The organism is Roseateles sp., from assembly GCF_039929605.1.
Taxonomy (GTDB): Bacteria; Pseudomonadota; Gammaproteobacteria; order Burkholderiales; family Burkholderiaceae_C; genus Pelomonas.
The window spans coordinates 13,989-34,240 of record NZ_JBDSQX010000033.1; the positions used below are offsets into that span (position 1 = coordinate 13,989).

General features: G+C 69.6%; 19 protein-coding genes. 16 read left to right on the forward strand and 3 right to left on the reverse strand.

The window, feature by feature from the left end; translation table 11 throughout:
* Positions 1–45: 45 nt before the first annotated feature.
* The 3 genes from ABIS05_RS04840 (at position 46) to ABIS05_RS04850 (ending at position 3,406) form a co-directional block, all read left to right on the forward strand.
* Positions 46–2,112: a UvrD-helicase domain-containing protein gene (locus tag ABIS05_RS04840; protein ID WP_348013212.1), complete on the forward strand. Its 2,067-nt coding sequence runs from the start codon at positions 46–48 to the stop codon at positions 2,110–2,112.
* Positions 2,113–2,222: 110 nt separating this feature from the next.
* On the forward strand, positions 2,223–2,591 hold the full coding sequence (locus tag ABIS05_RS04845; RefSeq protein ID WP_348013213.1) for a hypothetical protein: 369 nt from the start codon (positions 2,223–2,225) through the stop codon (positions 2,589–2,591).
* A 134-nt stretch (positions 2,592–2,725) separates the two neighbouring features.
* The gene (locus ABIS05_RS04850; protein WP_348013214.1) at positions 2,726–3,406 is read left to right on the forward strand and encodes a hypothetical protein; all 681 of its coding nucleotides are present in this window, start codon (positions 2,726–2,728) and stop codon (positions 3,404–3,406) included.
* Here ABIS05_RS04850 and ABIS05_RS04855 read toward each other — a convergent pair.
* Entirely contained in the window at positions 3,403–5,478 is a 2,076-nt protein-coding gene (locus tag ABIS05_RS04855; RefSeq protein WP_348013215.1) for a primosomal protein N', read from the reverse strand. The two genes, ABIS05_RS04850 and ABIS05_RS04855, sit on opposite strands and share 4 nt — an antisense overlap.
* A 318-nt stretch (positions 5,479–5,796) precedes the next feature.
* Positions 5,797–6,876, reverse strand: a complete 1,080-nt coding sequence (gene hemE, locus ABIS05_RS04860) for a uroporphyrinogen decarboxylase (protein ID WP_348013216.1) — start codon at positions 6,874–6,876, stop codon at positions 5,797–5,799.
* A 110-nt stretch (positions 6,877–6,986) separates the two neighbouring features.
* On the opposite strand from hemE, the gene ABIS05_RS04865 reads away from it, so the two are divergent.
* Genes ABIS05_RS04865 through ABIS05_RS04875 form a run of 3 tightly spaced genes read left to right on the forward strand, consistent with a single transcriptional unit; the run spans position 6,987 to position 9,032 of the window.
* On the forward strand, positions 6,987–7,610 hold the full coding sequence (locus ABIS05_RS04865) for a LemA family protein (RefSeq protein WP_348013217.1): 624 nt from the start codon (positions 6,987–6,989) through the stop codon (positions 7,608–7,610).
* A 7-nt stretch (positions 7,611–7,617) separates the two neighbouring features.
* Complete coding sequence (locus tag ABIS05_RS04870) at positions 7,618–8,514, forward strand: TPM domain-containing protein (protein ID WP_348013218.1); 897 nt, start codon at positions 7,618–7,620, stop codon at positions 8,512–8,514.
* Positions 8,514–9,032, forward strand: coding sequence for a TPM domain-containing protein (locus tag ABIS05_RS04875; RefSeq protein ID WP_348013219.1), 519 nt, complete (start codon positions 8,514–8,516; stop codon positions 9,030–9,032). Before ABIS05_RS04870 ends, ABIS05_RS04875 begins: the two co-directional genes overlap by 1 nt.
* Positions 9,033–9,040: 8 nt before the next feature.
* Here ABIS05_RS04875 and ABIS05_RS04880 read toward each other — a convergent pair whose 3' ends face one another.
* On the reverse strand, positions 9,041–9,871 hold the full coding sequence (locus ABIS05_RS04880) for a D-hexose-6-phosphate mutarotase (protein WP_348013220.1): 831 nt from the start codon (positions 9,869–9,871) through the stop codon (positions 9,041–9,043).
* A 355-nt stretch (positions 9,872–10,226) separates the two neighbouring features.
* Here ABIS05_RS04880 and ABIS05_RS04885 point away from each other — a divergent pair, with 355 nt between their 5' ends.
* From ABIS05_RS04885 to ABIS05_RS04930, 10 genes are all read left to right on the forward strand, one after another.
* A complete protein-coding gene (locus ABIS05_RS04885; RefSeq protein WP_348013221.1) occupies positions 10,227–10,532 on the forward strand; it encodes a phosphopantetheine-binding protein in 306 nt (101 codons plus the stop codon).
* Positions 10,533–10,537: 5 nt separating this feature from the next.
* On the forward strand, positions 10,538–11,158 hold the full coding sequence (locus ABIS05_RS04890; protein ID WP_348013222.1) for a hypothetical protein: 621 nt from the start codon (positions 10,538–10,540) through the stop codon (positions 11,156–11,158).
* 69 nt (positions 11,159–11,227) lie between these two features.
* Positions 11,228–12,904, forward strand: a complete 1,677-nt coding sequence (locus ABIS05_RS04895; RefSeq protein WP_348013223.1) for an AMP-binding protein — start codon at positions 11,228–11,230, stop codon at positions 12,902–12,904.
* Complete coding sequence (locus tag ABIS05_RS04900; RefSeq protein ID WP_348013224.1) at positions 12,901–13,845, forward strand: acyl-CoA synthetase; 945 nt, start codon at positions 12,901–12,903, stop codon at positions 13,843–13,845. The genes ABIS05_RS04895 and ABIS05_RS04900 overlap by 4 nt, the downstream gene beginning before the upstream one ends.
* Positions 13,846–13,876: 31 nt before the next feature.
* Positions 13,877–14,482 (forward strand): LolA-related protein, encoded by a 606-nt coding sequence (locus ABIS05_RS04905; protein ID WP_348013225.1) that lies wholly within the window; start codon positions 13,877–13,879, stop codon positions 14,480–14,482.
* Positions 14,479–16,869: an MMPL family transporter gene (locus ABIS05_RS04910; RefSeq protein WP_348013226.1), complete on the forward strand. Its 2,391-nt coding sequence runs from the start codon at positions 14,479–14,481 to the stop codon at positions 16,867–16,869. Before ABIS05_RS04905 ends, ABIS05_RS04910 begins: the two co-directional genes overlap by 4 nt.
* A gap of 23 nt (positions 16,870–16,892) precedes the next feature.
* Complete coding sequence (locus ABIS05_RS04915) at positions 16,893–17,738, forward strand: polysaccharide deacetylase family protein (protein WP_348013227.1); 846 nt, start codon at positions 16,893–16,895, stop codon at positions 17,736–17,738.
* On the forward strand, positions 17,735–18,925 hold the full coding sequence (locus ABIS05_RS04920) for a beta-ketoacyl-[acyl-carrier-protein] synthase family protein (RefSeq protein ID WP_407074887.1): 1,191 nt from the start codon (positions 17,735–17,737) through the stop codon (positions 18,923–18,925). Before ABIS05_RS04915 ends, ABIS05_RS04920 begins: the two co-directional genes overlap by 4 nt.
* Complete coding sequence (locus ABIS05_RS04925) at positions 18,922–19,746, forward strand: beta-ketoacyl synthase chain length factor (protein WP_348013228.1); 825 nt, start codon at positions 18,922–18,924, stop codon at positions 19,744–19,746. The genes ABIS05_RS04920 and ABIS05_RS04925 overlap by 4 nt, the downstream gene beginning before the upstream one ends.
* Positions 19,743–20,237, forward strand: coding sequence for a hydroxymyristoyl-ACP dehydratase (locus ABIS05_RS04930; protein WP_348013229.1), 495 nt, complete (start codon positions 19,743–19,745; stop codon positions 20,235–20,237). The genes ABIS05_RS04925 and ABIS05_RS04930 overlap by 4 nt, the downstream gene beginning before the upstream one ends.
* Positions 20,238–20,252: the final 15 nt, after the last annotated feature.

A 20,252-nucleotide genomic window follows, 5' to 3' on the forward strand; every position in this document is an offset into this window, starting at 1 on the left:
CGGCCCGGCGCTCGGCCCGCAATTGCCGCGCCATCAACAATTGCCATGTCGCCCACTCCCGCCGCCACCCTCAACCCGGCCCAGCTCGAAGCCGTTTACCACCTGAGCGGCCCCTGCCTCGTCATTGCCGGCGCGGGCTCGGGCAAGACGCGCGTCATCACGACCAAGATCGCGCAGCTGCTGGTGTCCGGCTACCGGGCCAGCCAGATCGCCGCCATCACCTTCACGAACAAGGCCGCGCAGGAAATGCGCGAGCGCGCCAAGGCGCTGGTGGGCAACAAGGCGGCCAAGGATCTGGCGATCTCGACTTTCCACTCCTTGGGCGTGCGGCTGCTGCGCGAGGAAGGCACGCGCGTCGGGCTGAAGGAGCAGTTTTCCATCCTCGACAGCGACGACGTGCTCAACGTGCTGAAGGACGCCGGCAGCACGACCGACATCAACCAGGCGCGGCGTTGGCAGTGGACCATCTCGCTGTGGAAGAACCAAGGGCTGGATGCGGCCCAGGCCGCCCAGGTGGCCAAGGATGACGACGAGCGCGCCGCCGCCGCCGTCATGGTGCGCTACCAGGAGCGCTTGGCCGCCTACCAGGCGGTGGACTTCGACGACCTCATTACGCTGCCACTGAGGCTGCTGACCACCCACGCCGACGCGCGCGAGGTGCGTGAGAAGTGGCAGGCCAAGCTGCGCTACCTGCTGGTGGACGAATATCAGGACACCAACGCCGTGCAGTACGAGCTGCTGAAGGCGCTGGTGGGCGAGCGCGGCATGTTCACGGCCGTGGGCGACGACGACCAGTCCATCTACGGCTGGCGCGGCGCGACCATCGAAAACCTGAAGCGGCTGCCGACCGACTACCCCAACCTCAAGATCATTCCGCTCGAGCAGAACTACCGCTCGACGGGCAACATCCTGCGCGCAGCCAACAACGTCATCGCCGGCAACCCCAAGATCTTCGAGAAGAAGCTGTGGAGCGAGTACGGCGACGGCGAGCCGGTCGTGCTGCTGGAGGCCGACGGCGAGGAGCACGAGGCCGAGCGGGCGGTGGCGCGCATCCAGCAACTGCGTGCGGACGGCAAGGCTGCGGAGTTCCGCGAATTCGCCATCCTCTACCGCGCCAACCACCAAGCGCGCATCTTTGAGCAGGCGCTGCGCCGCGCGCAGATCCCGTACAAGGTGTCGGGCGGCCAGAGCTTCTTCGACAAGGCCGAGATCAAGGACCTGTGCGGTTGGCTGCGCCTGCTGGTGAACCAGGATGACGACCCCGCCTTCCTGCGCGCCGTGACGACGCCGAAGCGCGGCATCGGCCACCAGACGCTGGGCTCGCTCGGCACGTTCTCGGCGCAGTGGAAGTGCAGCATGTTCGAGGCGCTGTTTGCCGAGTCGCTGGGCAGCGCGCTGACGAAGCGCGCGATCGACGGCCTGCACGAGTTCGGCCGCACCGTGAACGAGCTGCAGTACAAGGCCAAGCACACCGAGGGCCACACCGCCGCACACGCGATGCTGACGGAATGGCTGAAAGACATCGGCTACGAAGCCCACCTGCTCGACAACGAAGAGAACGAGAAGGTCGCCCAGGCACGCTGGGGCAACGTGCTGGACTTCGTCGACTGGATCGCCAAGCGCTGCGGCGGCCAGCAGAGCGAGGAAGGCGGCGTCAGCTTCACCGAGCCCAAGCAGAGCGTGCTGGACGTGGCGCAGACCATCTCCGTCATCCTGTCCCTGGCCGAGCGCGGGGAGGACCAGGACCAGGTCACGCTGACGACGCTGCATGCTTCCAAGGGCCTGGAGTGGCCACACGTCGTGCTGGCGGGCGTCAACGAGGGCCTGCTGCCCTTCAAGCGAGAGGAAGCCGAGCTGACGGTGGAGGCGCTACAGGAGGAACGGCGGCTGATGTACGTGGGCATCACCCGCGCGCGCACGACGCTGGCCGTCTCCACACTGCGCCGGCGCAAGAAAGGCCGCGACACCGTTGTGGGCATTCCTAGCCGCTTTCTGGCCGAGATGAAGCTGCACGAAGGCAGCACGCGCGAGGACCCGCGCGAGAAGCTAAAACGCATTCGCGCCGAATTAGCCGCCAAGGCGGCCGCGCGTCTCGACACCGCGACCGAATGACTCGCCCATTCGCGGGGGGCCCCCTCAAGCTCGTGAAGTGTTCACACCCTGGCCACGGTAGGCTGCGAACAATGCGTTACAGCACTTCCTCTCAAGGTGAGCCCCGCATCATGAAAGTCCTGGTCCACGCCACCATCCTCGTCGCTCTGAGCTCCACCGCCTTCGCTGGCGCCTCTCGTGACGCACGCCCGCAAGCCGACACCACGGTCGCCGTCATCGCCGACGCCGGCCGCCTGTCCTCAGCCGGCCTGAGCACGCTCAACGACGGCAGCCCCTGGGCCGGCACTCGTCAAGCATCCGTCGAAGGCGCGAATTTCAGCGACCTGGCCACCCAGGTCGACACCGGCCCCTTGCTCATCGCCCTGTGCCTGGCAGGCCTGGCGCTGTCGCGCCCCGTCGCCCGGCTGCTGCGCCGGCAGGAACAACAGCGCCGCGCCAGCGCGCTGGCCAGCACTCTCGGCCATCAGCCCCGCCGCTGACATCGCCTTTGGGTGACTTGCGTCACACGCCGCACCCCTGCCTGAGGGGGCCATTGCTGGCGGTGTGAAGTCTGCACCCGGCGCCAGGCGGATAAGGCCGAAGAATCGCGGCCAATCCAACAAGCTGGCCGCCCATGAAACGCTTTCTCTCCCTGCTCGCGCTCACCGCCTTCGGCGCCTGCGCCATGGCGGCGCCCGCTCCGGCCGGCAACCTGATCGTCAACGGCAGCTTCGAGAGCGCGGTGGTGGGCAATGGCAGCTGGGTCAATGTGCCCAGCATCGCCGGATGGACGTGGCTGGGCGGCCCAGGCTCCGGCTTCGAAGTCCGCAACAACGTCGCCGGCAGCGCCCAGGACGGCCACAACTACCTCGAACTGGACACGAACGGCAACACGCTGATCGGCCAGTACCTGGACAACATGAGCGGCGGCGACCGCTATGACCTGCGCTTCTGGTACGCCCCGCGCGAATTCCAGGCGGCGTCGACGAATGGCATGCAGGTGTTCTGGAATGGCGTGCAGATCGGCGACACGCTGATCGGCCTTGGCGGCAGCGGTAACAGTTGGAGCCAGCACGAGTACCTCGTGACGGCGCAGGCCGGCCGCAATCTGCTGAGCTTCGCGTCGGTGGGCAGCAGCGATGCCCTGGGCGGCAACCTCGACAACGTCCGCCTGAACCGCATCCCCGAGCCCGGCAGCCTGGCGTTGACCCTCGCCGCGCTGGCAGGTGCCTTCCTGCTGCCGCGCATGCTGCGCCGCAAGGCCGACCTGCGCCGGGCGACGGCGCTGGCCAGCACGCTGAAACGCGACGCCTAAATCGCCAGCGGATCGACGTCCACCGCCCAGCGCAGCACGGCCTTGTGTACGCGCTTGAGCGCAATCAACTCAGGCACCCAGGCACGCAGCGCGGCCTGCAGCCGGGCGCGCTGGCTGGCCTCCAACAGCATCTGCATCCGCTCAACGTCAGCCACGCGCGCCACGGCGTGCGGCACCGGCGGGTAGACGAGCACACCCTCGTCATGCATCAGCTCGGCCGCAGCCAAAAGGAAAGCCTTGGCCGCGTCCGCCGTGCGCGCCTCGGCCCGCAGCAGAGCCAGGTGCGAGAACGGCGGCAGGCTGGCAGAGCGGCGCTCGGCGAGCTGGTCGTTGGCAAAGCGCACGTAGTCGTGCCGGGCCAGCGCCTGGTAGAGCGCGTGCTCGCGATGCCAGGTCTGCACCCACATCTCGGCCGGCGTTTCACCTGACGCGTCTCGCCCCGCCCGGCCGCCGGCCTGCATCAGCAGCGCAAAGAGGCGCTCTGGCGCGCGGAAGTCGCTGCTGAAGAGGGCGCCGTCTGGGTTCACCGCCGCGACGAAGCGGATGCGGCGGAAGTCGTGCCCCTTGGTGATCATCTGCGTGCCGACGAGGATGTCCACGTCGCCGTCGTGCACGGCCTTGAGCTGCGTCTCCAGCTCGCCCTTGCGGCGCGTGGAGTCGGCGTCGATGCGCAGCACACGGGCGCCGGGCAAGGCCTCGGTGAGTTGCTCTTCCAGCTTCTCCGTGCCACGGCCGATGGGCGCGATGTCATGGTTGCCACAGTTGGGGCAGGCGCTGGGCACGCGCTCGGTGAAGCCGCAGTGGTGGCAGCGCAGCGTGCGGTCGCGCTTGTGGAAGACGCGCCAGGCGCTGCAGTGCGGGCAGTCGCTCTTCCACTGGCATTCGCCGCAATGCAGCACCGGCGCGTAGCCACGCCGGTTCAGGAAGACAAGGCTCTGTTCGCCACGATCCAGGCGCTCCTTCAGTGCGGCCAGCAGCGGTGCGGTCAGCGCGGTGGTGACGCCGGCCGTGGCGGGCAGCGACTTCATGTCGAACAGGCGCACGCGAGGCAGCACACCGCCGCCGATGCGGGCGGCGAGCGTCAGTCGCTCATACCGTCCAGATTCGGCGTGCTGCCAGCTCTCCAGCGACGGCGTGGCCGAGCCGAGCACGACGGGCACCTTGAGGTCGTGCGCGCGCCAGACGGCCAGATCGCGTGCCGAGTAGCGAGCGCCGTCCTGCTGCTTGTAGGAGGGGTCGTGCTCCTCGTCGACGACGATCAAGCCCAGCTCCGGCATGGACGCGAACACAGCCAACCGCGTGCCCAGCACCAGGCGCGCGCGGCCGAGGTGGGCGGCCAGCCAGTTCTGCAGGCGCTGGGCCGGCGTGAGTGCGCTGTGCAGCGAGACGATGGCCAGCGGCTGCGGCAGCAGCGCGGCGAAGCGCTCGGTGAAGCGGGCTTCGAGCTGGGGCGTCAAGTTGATCTCGGGCACCAGCACCAGCACCTGGCGGCCGGCGGCCAGCGCGGCTTCGGCGGCGCGCAGGTAGACCTCGGTCTTGCCGCTGCCGGTCACGCCGAACAGCAGTGCGGGCCTGGGCGCCGGCCTGGGCGCGGCGCTGGCCAGTTGCGCCTCAATGCGGGCGACGGCCTCGGCCTGCTCGGGCGCCAGCGGCGGCTTCACCGGCGACGCTGCGGCGGCCTTGGCGGGCTTCCTGTCCAGCTTGCGCAGGCGGGCGACGAGTTGCTCGGGCGAGAGCTCGCGCAGCTGCGGCGGCAGCACGGCGCTGGCCAGCTCGCCGACGCTGCGCTGGTAGTAGCCGGCGGCAAAGTCCAGCATCCGGCACCAGTCCGCGCCCAGCGGCGGCAGCGCGGCGAACACGGCCGCCACCGGCCGCAGCGCCATCTCGGGTTGGCCGACTGCCTCGCCCGGCCAGACGACGCCCAACAACTCGCGCCTGCCCAGCGGCACGCGCACCAGCGTGCCGGAGGCGAGCGCCTGCTCACTCGCATAGTCAAGCGGGCCGTTCAGGCCACTGTGCTGGGGGGCGTCGACAGCGACACGCACGACGCCAGCGCCCTTGCTTTCAGTCACGTGCAGCTCCGGGCATCTTGTGAAGCGTTGGCTCAGAAACCAAGGCCAAGTTCTTGATTAGTAAGACTTCTTGAGTTGCCCACAATTTCTGTGGATAAGTTTGTGAGCAAATCAGCCGGCAAGAACCGCCACCGCCCACACGCTGGGCCAACTGCCCCCAAGTGGCCCAATGCTTCGTTTGGGGGCGTCCCTTACAAATCAACCACTTAGCGGCGACTCGGGAAAACGCCAATTTGCGCCGCACCAATCTTCAACGCGCCGGCTCGTATACCAACTTTTGGGGATAAGTCGCGGGCCAAGTGCAAATTTCTCGTTTTGTCAGACCGCTGCGCGCAGCCGGCGCGAGTAGCTGTGAACTTCGTCCGCCAACGCCGTGACGCTGTCGGGCGGCGTGAACTGGCTGATGCCATGGCCCAGGTTGAAGATGTGGCCGCTGCCCGCCGCCGGCCTGCCGAAGCTGTCCAGCACGGCACGCACCTGGGCGCGCACGGCCTCGGGCGGCGCGAACAGCACGTTGGGGTCGAGGTTGCCTTGCAGCGCGACCCGGTCGCCGACGCGGGCGCGGGCGGCTCGCAAGTTCATCGTCCAGTCCAGGCCTACGACGTCGGCACCGGCATCGGCGATCTCGTCCAGCCATAGGCCGCCGCCCTTGGTGAACAGCAGGCGCGGGATGCGCACGCCTTCGTGCTCGGTCTTCACCGCTGCCAGCACCTGGCGCGAATAGGCGAGGCTGAACTGCTGGAAGGCGCCATCTGCGAGCACGCCGCCCCAGGAGTCGAACAGCATGACGGCCTGGGCGCCGGCTTCGATCTGGGCGTTGAGGTAGGCCGCCACCGAGCGGGCGTTCACGTCGAGGATGCGGTGCATCAGGTCGGGGCGCGAATACATCAGGCTCTTGACGAGCCGGTAGTCGTCGGAGCCGCCGCCTTCGACCATGTAGCAGGCCAGCGTCCACGGGCTGCCGGAGAAGCCGATCAGCGGCACGCGGCCGTTCAGCGCCTTGCGAATCGACGTGACGGCGTCGAAGACATAGCGCAGCTTGTCCATGTCAGGCACTTCCAGTGCCTCCACGGCGGCCTCGTCGCGCACAGTCCTGGCGAACTTCGGGCCCTCGCCCTGCTGGAAGCTCAGGCCCAAGCCCATCGCGTCGGGCACGGTCAGGATGTCGCTGAACAGGATGGCGGCGTCGAGCGGGTAGCGCTCCAGTGGCTGCAGCGTCACCTCGGTCGCGTAGTCGGCATTGGTGGCCAAGCCCATGAAGCTGCCGGCCTTCTCGCGCGACGCGCGGTACTCGGGCAGGTAGCGGCCGGCCTGGCGCATCAGCCAGACGGGCGTGTGGTCGGTCGGCTGGCGCAGGCAGGCGCGCAGGAAGGTGTCGTTTTGCAGGGGGGCGAACATGGCCGAAATTATCCCCGCTGGCATGCAAGGCGCCGCGCCCGTTGCCGGGAGCGCTGTTTGCCCAGAGGTGCTTCACCTTTTCGCAGCGAGATGCCCGCATGAATGCGCCCATGATCCGAACCCTCGCCGCCTTGGCCCTCGCCACCAGCCTGTCGGGCTGCGGCTACAACCAGTTCCAGACGCTGGACGAGCAGGTCGCCGCCAGCTGGAGCGAGGTGCTGAGCCAATACCAGCGCCGTGCCGACCTGATTCCAAACATCGTCAACACGGTCAAGGGGGAGGCCAACTTCGAGCAGGAAACGCTGACCCGCGTCGTCGAGGCGCGCGCCCGTGCCACCGCCGTGCAAGTCACGCCGGAACTGGTCAACGATGCCGAAGCCTTGAAAAAATTCCAGGCTGCGCAGGGCGAGCTGAGCAGCGCGCTGTCCCGCCTGCTGGTCGTCACCGAGAACTATCCCAACCTGAAGGCCAACCAGGGCTTTCAGGATCTGCGCGTGCAGCTCGAAGGCACCGAGAACCGCATCACCGTGGCACGCAATCGCTACATCCAGTCGGTGGCTTCGTACAACGTGCATGCGCGCAGCTTCCCGAACAACCTCACCGGGATGGTGTTCGGCTACAAGGCCAAGCCCAACTTCACCGTGCAGAACGAGGAGGCGATCACGACCGCGCCGACGGTGGACTTCGGCACGGCCAAGCCCCCAAGCCCAGCCATGCCGGCAGCGTCGAAGTGACCGCGCGATGCGCCGGCTGATCGCCTTGCTGCTGCTGATGGCAGCGGCGTGGGTCCAGGCTCAGGGCGTGCAGCCGGTGCCGGCCTTGAGCGCCCGCGTCATCGACCAGACTGGCACGCTCGACGCGGTGCAGCGCCAGGCGCTGGAGGACCGGCTGGCCGCCTACGAGCAGGCGTCCGGCCCGCAGATCGCGGTGCTGATGATCGCCACGACGGCGCCGGAGGACATCGCCGCCTATGCCCAGCGCGTGGCCGACCAGTGGAAGATCGGCCGCCGCGCCGTGGGCGACGGGCTGCTGATCGTCGTCGCCAAGAACGACCGCAAGATGCGCATCGAGGTGGCCAAGGCGCTGGAAGGCGCCGTGCCCGACCTCGCCGCACGGCAGATCATCGACACGGCCATGAAGCCCGCCTTCCAGGCCGGTGACTATGCCGGCGGGCTGCAGGCCGCCATCGAGAAGCTGCAGGCGCGCATTGCCGGTGAAGGGCTGCCCGCGCCCGCCCCGCCTGCGCGCGGCGACGAAGGCTTCGGCTTCCAGGACCTGGGCGCGCTGTTCTTCATCGGCGTGCCGGTCGTCGGCATGCTGCTGACCGGCATGCTCGGCCGCAAGCTGGGCAGCGTGGCCACGGCAGGCGCTGCCGGGGCGGCCGGCTGGGCCTATGGCGGCGGCCTCGTCATGGCGGGCATTGCCGCCGTCGCGGCCCTGGTGCTGGTGGGCCTGTTCGGCATCGGCTCGGCAAGGCGCTCGTCAGGTGGCACGCGACGCGGCGGCATGATGGTGCCGCCCATCATCTGGGGCGGCGGCGGTGGCTTTGGTGGCGGGGGTGGTTCGGGCGGAGGAGGCGGCTTCTCGTCCGGCGGCGGTGGCAACTTCGGCGGCGGCGGCGCCTCGGGAGACTGGTGATGGCGCGCCTGTCGATCAAGCGACTCATTCGCCACCGTCTCTGGGACGAGGACGACGCCCGCCGCGTGCTGCCCGCCGAGGCGCTGGCAAGGCTGCAGCAGCGCGTGGCCGACAGCGAGGCCCGCCACAACGGCGAGATCCGCATCTGCGTGGAGGCCAGCCTGCCGCTGAGCTATCTGTGGCGCGACGCTTCGGCGCGCGAGCGCGCAGTCACGATGTTCGCGAAGCTGCGTGTCTGGGACACCGAGCACAACAACGGCGTGCTGATCTACCTGCTGCTGGCGGAACGCCGCATCGAGCTGATCGCCGACCGAGCGCTGTCGCGGTGCGTCGCGGCGGAGCACTGGCAGGCGTTGGTCGATGCGATGGGCGCGGCCTTCCGCGCCGGCCACTTCGAGCAGGGGCTGATCGAAGCCATCGACGCGGTGGACGCGCTGCTGGTGGCGCACTTCCCGCGCGACGCTGGCGCCACGGCGCCACGCCTGAACGAGCTACCCGACGCGCCGCTGCTGCGCTGAGGCGCGCCTTACTCCAGCCGCAGGCTCTGCCGCCCCACCCAGGTCTCGCCGGCCGGCAGTTCGACGGGCCGGCCGACGCAGGCCGCCTCCACGCACAGCATCTCCGACCAACCCTCGGGCGGCATGTCGGCCAGCTTGGCGCAGCGCTCCGGGCCGGGGTTCCAGACCACGGTGTCCTCGAAGCCCTGCTGGCGGATGACCACCTGCCGACGGCCCTCGGTCACCAGCAGCGGCCGCTCCTTGACGCCGAAATAGATGCGATCCAGGTCGAGCACGCCGTTCTCACCGGTCAGCAGCAAGTCCATGCGCTGCAGCGCCTCGGCCTGCTTGATGCTGTCGAAATAGCGCAGCCCGGCCAGGCCCTCGACGCTGACCTCATCCAGGTCCGCCACGCGCAGGTAGGTGTGCAGCGCCGCCGTGAACTGAAGAGGCGAGTCACCGATGTTCTCGCAGGCCAGTTCGATGTCCAGGCCGCGGCCGCCCACGCGCACGCTCAGCTCCAGCTCGAAGGCATGCGGCCAGATCGCCCGCGTCGCGTCGCTATCGCGCAGGCGCATCACGGCGAGTGCGTCGTCCTGGCCCTGCTCCTGCTGCACCAGCTCCCACGGCAAGGTGCGAGCAAAGCCGTGCTTGGGCAGCGGCCCGCGCTCGGCAAACTGAGGAAAGCAGACCGGCACGCCGCCACGGATGGCTTTGCCGGGTGTGAACTCGCTGCGCGGGGAGAGGTAGAGCTGCTCGGCGGCGCCGGCGGGCTTCCAGGACAAGAGATGGGCGCCCTGCGGCGACAGCTTCAGGCTCGCGCCGTCGGGCGCCTCCAGGGTGATGAGATCGTCGGTCATGGGGCGGCATTGTCCGTGCAGCATCCCGCGCCGACGGCCCTCCATAAAATCGTGCGTTCTTAAAATCGGCGCCCTGCCCAAACGCCTCGTGCGCCCGCCCATGTGGGCCTACGACGACCGCGCACTCAAGGCCTATGGTGACGCTGGCCTGCGGGCGCTGCTGTCCACGACCCCAACCCCAGGCCATGGGGGCGGGTCACTTACCTTAGCCCTACGAGTTCAAGTAGCAGCAAAAGTCCGCTGCCCACAACTGGGCCGCCGTGCAGGCATGAATGGTCGAAAACGCTAAGCAGGTCAAGCTCACGCCTAAAATGGTGCCCCCTGCCGCCATTACGACTCCTACAAGGCCATTTCCGTGTCCGAGCCGACCCTTGTTATTTCTGCCGCTGCTACAGCGCAAGCCACGCCTGAACTTGAACAAGAGTTAGCGGATCTTTTTGTCCAAGCTTTGAATTTAGAAGTTCAAGCTGCAGACATTGACCCGAGCGGACCGCTGTATGGCGATGGATTGGGTCTTGATTCCATCGATATTTTGGAAGTGGCTCTGGAGGTGTCGCACCGCTACGGCTTCCAACTGCGGTCCGACGACGAGCACAACCACCAGATCTTCAGCTCGCTGCGCAGCCTGGCGGCCCACGTGGCCCAGCACCGTACCAAGTAGGCGCCATGCCCCGCTGGCGACTGATGGCTGCTGCAGCCGCCTTCACGGCCTACGCGCTGCTGAGTTGGGCTTTGATGACCTGGCGGCCCAACAGCCCCTGGGCCGTGGCGGCGCTGCTCGGCCCTGTGATCGTGCCGCTGCTGGTGGCGGGTATCGTCAAGGGTCACCGGCTGGCCTTGGCCGGCGCGCTGCTGGCTATTGGCTTGCTGGCCGCCTTGCTCTACACGGGCAACACCGCCATAAACCGGCTTTATGTGCTGCAGCACGCCAGCCTTCATGCGCTGCTGGGCTGGGGCTTTGCGGTCACGCTGCGTCCGGGCGCAACGCCGCTGATCACCATGCTGGCCGAGCGCATCCACCGCGAGTTCACGCCCGCCATGCGCGCCTATACGCGCTGGCTCACCGGGCTGTGGGTGCTGTACTTCGTGGCCATGATCGGCATCTCCTTCGCCCTGTATTTGTTCGCACCCTGGGCCTGGTGGTCGTTCTACGGCAACGTGCTCACGCCGCTGGCGGCGGCGCTGTTCTTTGCTGTGGAGCATGTGGTGCGCTACTGGCGCCACCCTGAATTCGAACGTGTGAGTTTGGGCCAGGTGGTCCAAGCCTGGCGCGCTTCCGGGCGCTGAGCCTCGGGCCTCCTCCCACCGATCCTTGCCCTCACGATGTCTGCGACCCCCTTGCCAAACACTTCGCCAATGGCCTCGCCCTTGCTCGCGGCGCGAGACCTTGCCGCGCCCTTGGCCTGGCGGCGAGGCTCGCCGGTCAGCGCCGCCCGTTTTCTAGGTGAGGCCGAGGCACTGGCGAGGCGCGTTCCTGCCGCGGGCCAGCCCGTCAACCTGTGTCAGGACCGCTACCTGTTTGCGCTGGGCTTGGCTGCGGCGTTGATCCGCAGGCAGACCAGCCTGATGCCGCCCAACGCCCTGCCGGAAACGATGGCGCGCCTGCGCGCCGCTGGGGCCGATGCCCGCTGCCCAACCTACGCCATGGTGGACGACACCACGCTGGACGTCGGCGGCCTTCAGCGGGTGCTGGTGCAGGCAGACGAGACCGCCACTGAGGCCACGCAGGTGCCCGACATTCCGGCCGATTTGGAGGCGGTGCGCCTGCTGACCAGTGGCAGCACCGGCACACCGCAGCCGCATGGCAAACGCTGGGGGGCCCTGGTGCTGAACATCGCGGCCCAAGCCGAACGCCTGGCGGAGATGACCGGACGGCCCTCGTTGGCCGGCCTGACGCTGGTGGGCACCGTCCCGCCGCAGCACAGCTACGGTTTCGAGTCCACCGTGCTGCTGGCCCTGCTGGGCGGCGCGTGCTTTGACGCCGGCCGGCCATTTTTCCCGGCCGACATCGCCAAGTCGCTTGCCGATGTGCCAGCCCCGCGCGCGCTGGTCACCACGCCGTTTCACCTGAAAACACTGCTGCAGGCCCAGGTGCCGCTGCCGCCGGTGGCTTTGCTGTTGTCGGCCACGGCACCGCTGTCGCCGCAACTGGCCCAACAGGCCGAGAGCGCCACTGGGGGTGCACTGGTGGATATCTACGGTTGCACCGAAGCCGGCCAAGTGGCCACGCGGCGTACCACGGCCGGCGAGACCTGGCATGCGCTGGCGGGCCTGAGGGTGTGGCGCGAAGAAGCCTCCGGCGAGGAACGGTTCTGCGTGCACGGCGGCCATGTGCTCGAGCCCACGCCCTTGGCCGACTTGCTGGCGTTGGCGGATGAAACGCACTTCCGCCTGCTCGGCCGCGCCAACGACCTGATCCATGTGGCAGGCAAGCGCAGCTCCCTGGCGCACCTGAACTTCCACCTCAACCGCATCGACGGCGTGGACGACGGCGCGTTTTGGATGCCCGACGAGCAAGCCGACGGCGTCGCGCGGCCGGTGGCCTTCGTGGTGGCCCCGCAGCGCAGTGCCAAGGACGTGATCGACGCCCTGCGAGCGCAGTTAGAGCCGGCGTTTGTGCCACGCCGTGTGGTGCACGTGCCCGCCCTGCCGCGCACCGCCACGGGCAAGCTCCCGGCGCAAGACTGGGCACGCTTTGCACGCGACGCCCTGTCGCAAGCCGGCCGGTACATCGTGGGCAGCGATCACCCCGCCTTCCCGGGCCACTTCCCTGACCAACCCGTGCTGCCGGGGGTGGCCCTGCTGGCGCTGGTGATGCGCACCTTGGACGGCGAGCCCGAGTTGCGGCTGCGTCTGGGCGCCGTGCCGCAGATCAACAACGTCAAGTTCATCAGTCCGGTGCTGCCAGACACGACGTTGCAGGTTCAGTTGCAGCCCCGGGGCAGCGGCGTCGGTTTCGCTGTGCTGCGCGGCGACACCACGGTCGCCAAAGGTCTGCTGACCGCCGGGGCAGCACAGGCGGCGCTGGCATGAGCGCAGAAGCTGATTCGAGGCCAGCGCACTCGTGGAGCACGACGCCGGAGCGCAGCAACCTGCTGGCGATCCGAACCATCGCCTGGATCGCCACCCATCTGGGACGCCCGGTGGCGCGCCTGGTGCTGCACCCCATCGCGCTGTACTACCTGCTGTTCGCACCCGCCGCGCGTCGGGCGTCGCGCCGCTACCTCGGCCGGGCGCTGGGCCGGCCGGCCGGCTGGACCGACCTGTACCGCCACTTCCACGCCTTTGCCGCCGTGGCGCTCGACCGCATCTGGTTCGCGGCGGGCCGCATGGACCTCTTCGACCTGCACATCGGCGGCGGCGCGGTGATTGAAAAGACGCTGGCCGAAGGTCGCGGCGTGTACCTGCTGGGGGCGCACATCGGCAGCTTCGAAGCGCTGCACGCGGCGGGCGTGAACCGCCGTCAACTGCCGGTGGCCATGGTGATGTACCCAGAGAACGCCCGCATGATCCACACCGTGCTGCAGGCACTGGCGCCGGATTTCGACGTGAGCATCATCCCCATCGGCGAGCGCGGCTCGGCCCTGGCGATCCGCGACTTCCTCGACAAGGGCGGCCTCACCGGCCTGATGGGCGACCGGTACATCCCCAGCAAAGCGGTCCAGGAAAGCAGCGTAGAGCGCTCCTTCCTGGGGCAGCCCACCCAGTTCACCGACGGCCCGGTGCGCTTAGCGATGATGCTGCGCCGCCGCGTGATCTTCATGGTCGGCCTGTACCGCGGTGGCAACCGTTACCAACTGCGCTTCGAAGAGCTGGCCGATTTCCGCCAACCGCCTACCGATCCCGCCGCGCGCGAGGCCCTGGTGCTGGCCGCCGTGTCCGACTACGTGCGCCGGCTCGAAGCCCTGTGTCGCGAAGCCCCCTACAACTGGTTCAATTTCTATGACTACTGGCACGAAGACGCCGCGACCTGACGGCCGCCGCCGGGCTTGCCTGGCCACAGCGATGGGCCTGCTCGCCTTGGGCGCCAGCGCTGCGCTGGCCCAGGCAAGCGCCAGGGCGTTTGACTTGGGTGAGCTGATGGCCGTGCTGGCCCAACGCAAAGGGGGCGAGGCACGGTTCACTGAAGAGCGCACCGTGAGCTCGCTGGACACCCCGCTGCGGGCCAGCGGACGCCTGACGTTTCAGGCGCCGGACCGATTCGCGCGCTTCACCGAAGAGCCCACCACCGAGAGCATGGAGGTGCAAGGCAACCAAGTGCTGCTCAAGCGCGGCAAGCGCACTCGGCAAATGACCCTGGACGCGGTGCCTGAAGTGGCCGCTCTGGCCGAGGCCATGCGGGGCACGCTCGGCGGCGACGCGGGCGCCTTGCAACGCCACTTCCGCACCCAGGTCAGCGGCAACGCGGCGCGCTGGGTGCTGCGGTTGACCCCGCTGGACGGCCGCCTGGCGCGCACGGTGCAGCAGTTGGAAATCGCGGGCCTGGGGGCCGATGTCCGCAGCCTGGAGCTGCGCTTGGTTGGCGGCGACCGCTCGTTGATGCTGGTCGAGCCGGTGGCTGACGGCCTGACGCCCACCCCTGCCACCCCTGCCACCCCTTCCAACAAGTGACCGGCGTCCCAGCCCTCGGCGCGCTGACACCCCGCCACCGCGCGGCGGTGCTGCTGCTGTGGCTGGCTGCCATGGCCCTGGCCGCGTGGCAGATCACGCGTACCTCGTTCACGGCCGATCTTTCCGCGTTCTTACCCGCCACGGCCAACGCCGAGCAGCAGGTGCTGATCGACCAGATCCGCAGCGGGGTCCCTGCGCGCACGCTGTTCATCGGCATCGAAGGCGCCGACGCCCAGGCTCGCGGCGCTGCGTCCAGGCAACTCGCGGCGACATTGCGCAGCAGCGGTCGCTTCGACCAGGTGAGCAACGGCGAGAACGACGCCTGGGCCGGGGTCGGCCGTTGGATGGTGGAGCGTCGCTACTTGCTGAGCCCCGCCGTCACGCCGGAGCGCTTCACCGCCGAGGGCCTGCGAGAAGGCATCGGCGAAACGCTCTCGCTGCTGGGCACGCCCGCTGGCACGGCCCTCAAGCCGCTGCTGGAGCTGGACCCAACCGGCGAGGTGCAGCGCATCGCGGAAAGCATGATCCCGGTGAAGTCCCCGCGCACCGACGACGGCGTGTGGGTTTCGCGCGAAGCCGGTGGCACGCCACCGCGGGCGGTGATGCTGGCGATCATCCGAGGCGACGGGGCCGACCTGGACGGCCAGCAAGCCGCCATTGACACCGTCCGCCAAAGCTTCTCCCGCGTTCAGACCCCGGGCTTGACCCTGCTCGTCAGCGGTGCGCCGGTGTTCTCGGTCGACAGCCGTGCGCAGATCAAGGGCGAGGTGGAGTGGCTGGCGCTGACCGGCACGCTGGTGATCAGCGCGCTGCTGCTCGCGGCATTTGCGTCTCCCGTGGCATTGGCGGTCGCCATGCTGCCGGTGGCCACCGGCATCCTGGCCGGCATCGTCACGGTCAGCCTGCTGTTCGGCAACGTGCACGGCGTCACGCTCGGTTTCGGTTCCACCCTCATCGGCGAAGCGGTGGACTACGCCATCTACTACCTCATCCAGGCCCGCGGCCAGGGCGGCACCGGGTGGCAACACTGGCTGCACGGCAGCTGGCCCACCATTCGCCTTGGCCTGCTGACCTCGCTGTGCGGCTTCGCCGCCTTGCTGTTCTCCGGCTTTCCGGGGCTGCAGCAATTGGGCGTGTTTTCGTTGGCAGGGCTGGTGGGGGCGGTGCTCACCACCCGCTTCGTGCTGCCGGTGCTGATGCCCGATGGCGCGCGCGGCCAAGGCTTGCGACGCCCCCTGGGGCGTGCCGCTCGATCGGCGATTGCGGTGCTGCCGCGCACGCGCTGGCTGTGGCTGGCGCTGGGCTTGGCGTCGGTGGTGCTGGTGGTGCAGCGGGACGGCCTGTGGAACGCCGAGCTGTCGTCGCTCAGTCCCGTCTCCCGGGAAGCCCTGGCGCTCGACGCCAGCCTGCGTGCCGATATCACCAGCAGCAGCGACGGCGGTGCCTTCGTCGTCGTGCAAGGCCGCGACGCCGAGACCGCGCTGCAGCGTGCCGAGGCCGCGGCCTTGCGCCTCGAGGGCCTGGTCAACACGCAGGCCATTGCCGGCTTTGACAGCATCACGCGCTTCTTGCCCAGCTTGCAAACGCAGCAACGGCGCCAGGCGGCATTGCCCGAAGCCCCGGCCTTGCAGGCGGCCTTGGCCGAAGCCACCGCGAACGGGCCTTTGCGCGCGGCGCGCCTGGCCCCCTTCGTGGAGGCCGTCGCCCAAGCGCGCAGCCTGCCGCTGGCCACGCCGGACTTGGCACGCGCCAGCGCGCTGGCCCCGCTGCTGGACGCCCTGACGCTGCAACACCCCGACGGCCACTGGACGGTGCTGCTGCCGGTGCAGGGCGTGGGCGACGCCGTCGACATCGCGCTGGTGCGCGCCGCTCTGCAAGGCCTGCCGCAAACACAAGCGCTGGACATCGGCGGTGAACTCGGCCGCATGTACAGCCGCTACCTCGGCGAGGCGCGCGGGCAGGCGGCGCTGGGCGGGCTGGGGGTCTTGTTGCTGATGGCCCTGGCGCTGCGCAATGGCCGCCGCGTGCTGGCGGTGAGCCAGCCGCTGCTGTTGGCCGTGCTGCTGTGCCTGGGCGGCCTGGCGTTCTTCCGGGTACCGATGGGCATCTTGCACCTCGTTGGCCTGTTGCTGGTAGTGGCCGTGGGCTCGAACTACGCCTTGTTCTTCGACATGCTGCAGCACGGCGCTAGCACGGCGGACGACGACACACTCGCCTCGCTGCTGCTGGCCAACCTCACCACGGTGATCGGCTTCGGTCTGATCGCGGCGTCGGACATCCGGGCCCTGTCGGCCATCGGTTCCGTGGTGGCCCCCGGGGCGCTGCTGGCCCTGGTGCTGGCGGCGGCCTTTGCCAGCCCGGCGCGCATGCTGGCCAAGCCGCTGTGACAAAACTTTTTGAAGAACTCCTTATGCCCGCGCCCGCTGAGCGCCCCACCCGCCCCTGGCCTTGGCCGCCTGCTTTGCAAGCCAGCCTGGGCTTGCACGCAGCGGCCGGCATGGCTGCGCTGTCGGTGCCCGGAGCCTGGCCTTGGGCGCTGGGGAGCGTGGTGCTCAACCACCTGGGGCTGGCGGCCGCCGGGCTGTGGCCCCGAAGCACGCTGCTGGGCCCGAACGTCAGGGCCTTGCCCCCGGCGGCGGTCGAACGTCGGGAGTTCACACTGACGCTGGACGACGGCCCCGATCCCCAGGTCACCCCGGAGGTGCTCGACGTGTTGGACGAGGCCGGCGCCAAGGCCAGCTTCTTCGTCATCGCGCAACGCGCGGCGCAGCACGCCGGCCTGGTGCGAGAGATCGTGCGCCGCGGCCACGACGTGCAGAACCACAGCCTGCGTCACCGCCACGATTTTTCGATGCGCGGGCCGCGGGCTTTGGCCCAGGAGATCGGCGGCGCCCAAGCCCTGCTGGCCGACCTGACCGGCCAGGCGCCCCACTGCTTCCGCGCACCCGCCGGGCTGCGCAACCCTTTGCTCGACCCGGTGCTGCACCGCTTGGGCTTGCACCTGGTGAGCTGGACCCGTCGCGGCTTCGATACCCGCGACGGCGACCCCGACCGCGTGCTGGACCGCCTGATCGGCCCGCAAGCCCTTGCCTTGGCCGCAGGCGACATCCTGCTGCTGCATGATGGCCACGCGCGCCGCACCGCCAGCGGCCGGCCCGTGCTGCTGGAGGTCCTGCCGGCCCTGCTGAGCGCAGCCCGAGACGCGGGCCTGCGCACCACCACCTTGCGGGCCGCACTGCCCCCCCGGACCCCATGACACCGATCCCCATCACCCACCACACCTTGGTCACCGCCATGGGGCATGGCCGTGCGGCCACCTTCGAGGCCTTGCGCGACGGCCGCAGCGGCCTGGCGCGGCGCGGCTTCGAAACCGCCGACATCGGCTCGTGGTTGGGCGTCGTGGACGGTCTGGACGCGCTCGACTGGCGCGACGAACTCGCCGCTTACGACTGCCGCAACAACCGCCTGGCCGAGCTAGCACTGCGAACCGATGGCTTTGCCGAGGCCGTTCAGTCCGCCGCCATGCGCTGGGGCGCGATGCGCGTGGGCGTGTTCCTGGGCACCAGCACCTCGGGCATCTTGCAAACCGAACTGGCCTACCGGGAGCGCGACCCCAACACCGGCGCGCTTCCCGACGGGCTGCATTACGGCGAAACGCACAACACCGCGTCCGTGGCGCGTTACGTGCGCGCCGCCATGGGCTTGCAGGGGCCGGCGCACGTGGTGTCCACGGCCTGCTCGTCCAGCGCCAAGGTCTACGCTGCGGCCGAACGCGCCATCCGGTTGGGCCTGGTGGACGCCGCCGTGGTGGGCGGCGTCGACAGCCTGTGCATGACCACGCTGTATGGCTTCAAGGCGCTGGAGCTGACCTCGGGCGAGATCTGTCGCCCCTGGGACGCGGAGCGCGCCGGTCTGTCCATCGGCGAAGCCGCGGCCTTTGCGCTGCTGGAGCGCGAAGGCGGCCCGGCCCGGCCCATGGGCTGGCTGCTGGGCGCCGGCGAAAGCAGCGACGGCCACCACATGAGCAGCCCCCACCCCGAGGGCGCCGGCGCGGCCCTGGCCATGCGCGCGGCGCTGTCCCAGGCGGGCCTGACGCCCGCGCAGGTGGACTACCTCAACCTGCACGGCACCGCCACGCCGGGCAACGACGCCGCCGAGGACCGCGCCGTGTGCACGGTGTTCGGCACCGCCACCCCCTGCAGCAGCACCAAGGGCTACACCGGCCACACCTTGGGAGCGGCGGGCGGCGTGGAAGCCAGCATCGCGCTGCTGGCGCTGGAGCACGGGCTGGCACCGCCCAGCCTGAACCTGCAAACCCAAGACCCCGCGCTGCACGCGCAACTGCTGCGCGAACCGCTGCGTGCCGAGTTGAAGGTCGTGGCCAGCAACTCCTTCGGTTTCGGCGGCAGCAATGCCAGCCTGCTCTTGGGGGCCGCATCGTGAGCACGCTGACCGTGAGCGTCCTGGGCGTCGGCCTGCTGGGCCCGGGCCTGCCCGATTGGGCCGTGGGCGCTGCCGCGCTGCGCGACCCCTCAAGCTGGGTCGACACCCCCACCGTCGTGCCGCCGCCGCAACGCCTGCCGGCCACAGAACGGCGTCGCGCCGGGCCGGTGGTGAAGGTGAGCCTGGTCGTGGCCGACGAGGCCGTGGCGGCTGTGACGGCCGCAGGGCTGGACGCGGCGACCCTGCCCACCGTGTTCACCTCGTCCACCGGCGAGCCCTCCAACTGCCACGCGCTGTGCGAGGCGCTGGCGGCGCCCGAGCGCATGGTCTCGCCCACGCGCTTCACCAACTCGGTTCATAACGCGCCCGGAGGCTATTGGCACATCGCCGTGCACAGCATGGCCGCCTCCACCAGCCTGGCCGCGCACGACGCCAGCTTTGGCGCCGGCCTGCTCGAAGCAATGACCCAGGTGGCGGCCACCGGCGCGCCCGTGCTGCTGGTCGCGGCCGACGTTCCCTACCCGGCCCCGCTGGACGCCAAGCGGCCGACCCGCGACGCCGTCGGCGTGGCCTTGGTGCTGGCACCGGCGTCGGCAGCCGGCACCACCCTCTGCCTGCAGTTGGTGCCCGAAGCCCCGCCCACCACCTGCGGCCACGAAGGTCTCGACCAGCTTCGCCAAGGCGTGCCCGCAGCGCGCGCACTGCCCTTGCTGCAAGCCCTGGCGCGGGGGGGTGCAAGCGCCCTGGTGGTCGAGGGCCCGCCGGGGTTGAGCCTGGCGCTCACGGTCACCGCCCCTGTCTTCACTGCACCCGCCGCATGAACGAGCGCTTCGCCTCCCCGCACCCTGCCACGCTCGACCGTGACGGCATCGCCGCGCGCATCCCGCACAGCGGCAGCATGTGCTTGCTGGACGCCCTTTTGAAGTGGAGCCCCGAGCAGGCGCTGTGCCGTGCCACCAGCCACCGCGACATGGCCCACCCGCTGCGGTCTCCCGGCGGGCTGTTGTCACCCGTGGCCATCGAGTACGCGTCCCAGGTCATGGCCTTGCACGGCGCGCTGACGGCGCCGCCGGGCAGCGTGCCGTCGGCCGGCTTTTTGGCAGCGGCGCGGGGCGTGAACCTGCACGTGGCGCGCCTGGACGACGTGCCCGGCCCGCTCCTGGTCAGCGTCACCCGCCTGGCCGGCGCCGAAGCACAGGCGCTCTACCAGTTCGAACTGCGGGACGACACCGGTCGCCTGCTGGTGGATGGCCGCGCCACCGTGGTGCTGAACACCCCCTTGCCCCGGCCGGCCGATACGGCCGCGGCCTGACCCTTTCCAGAGCCC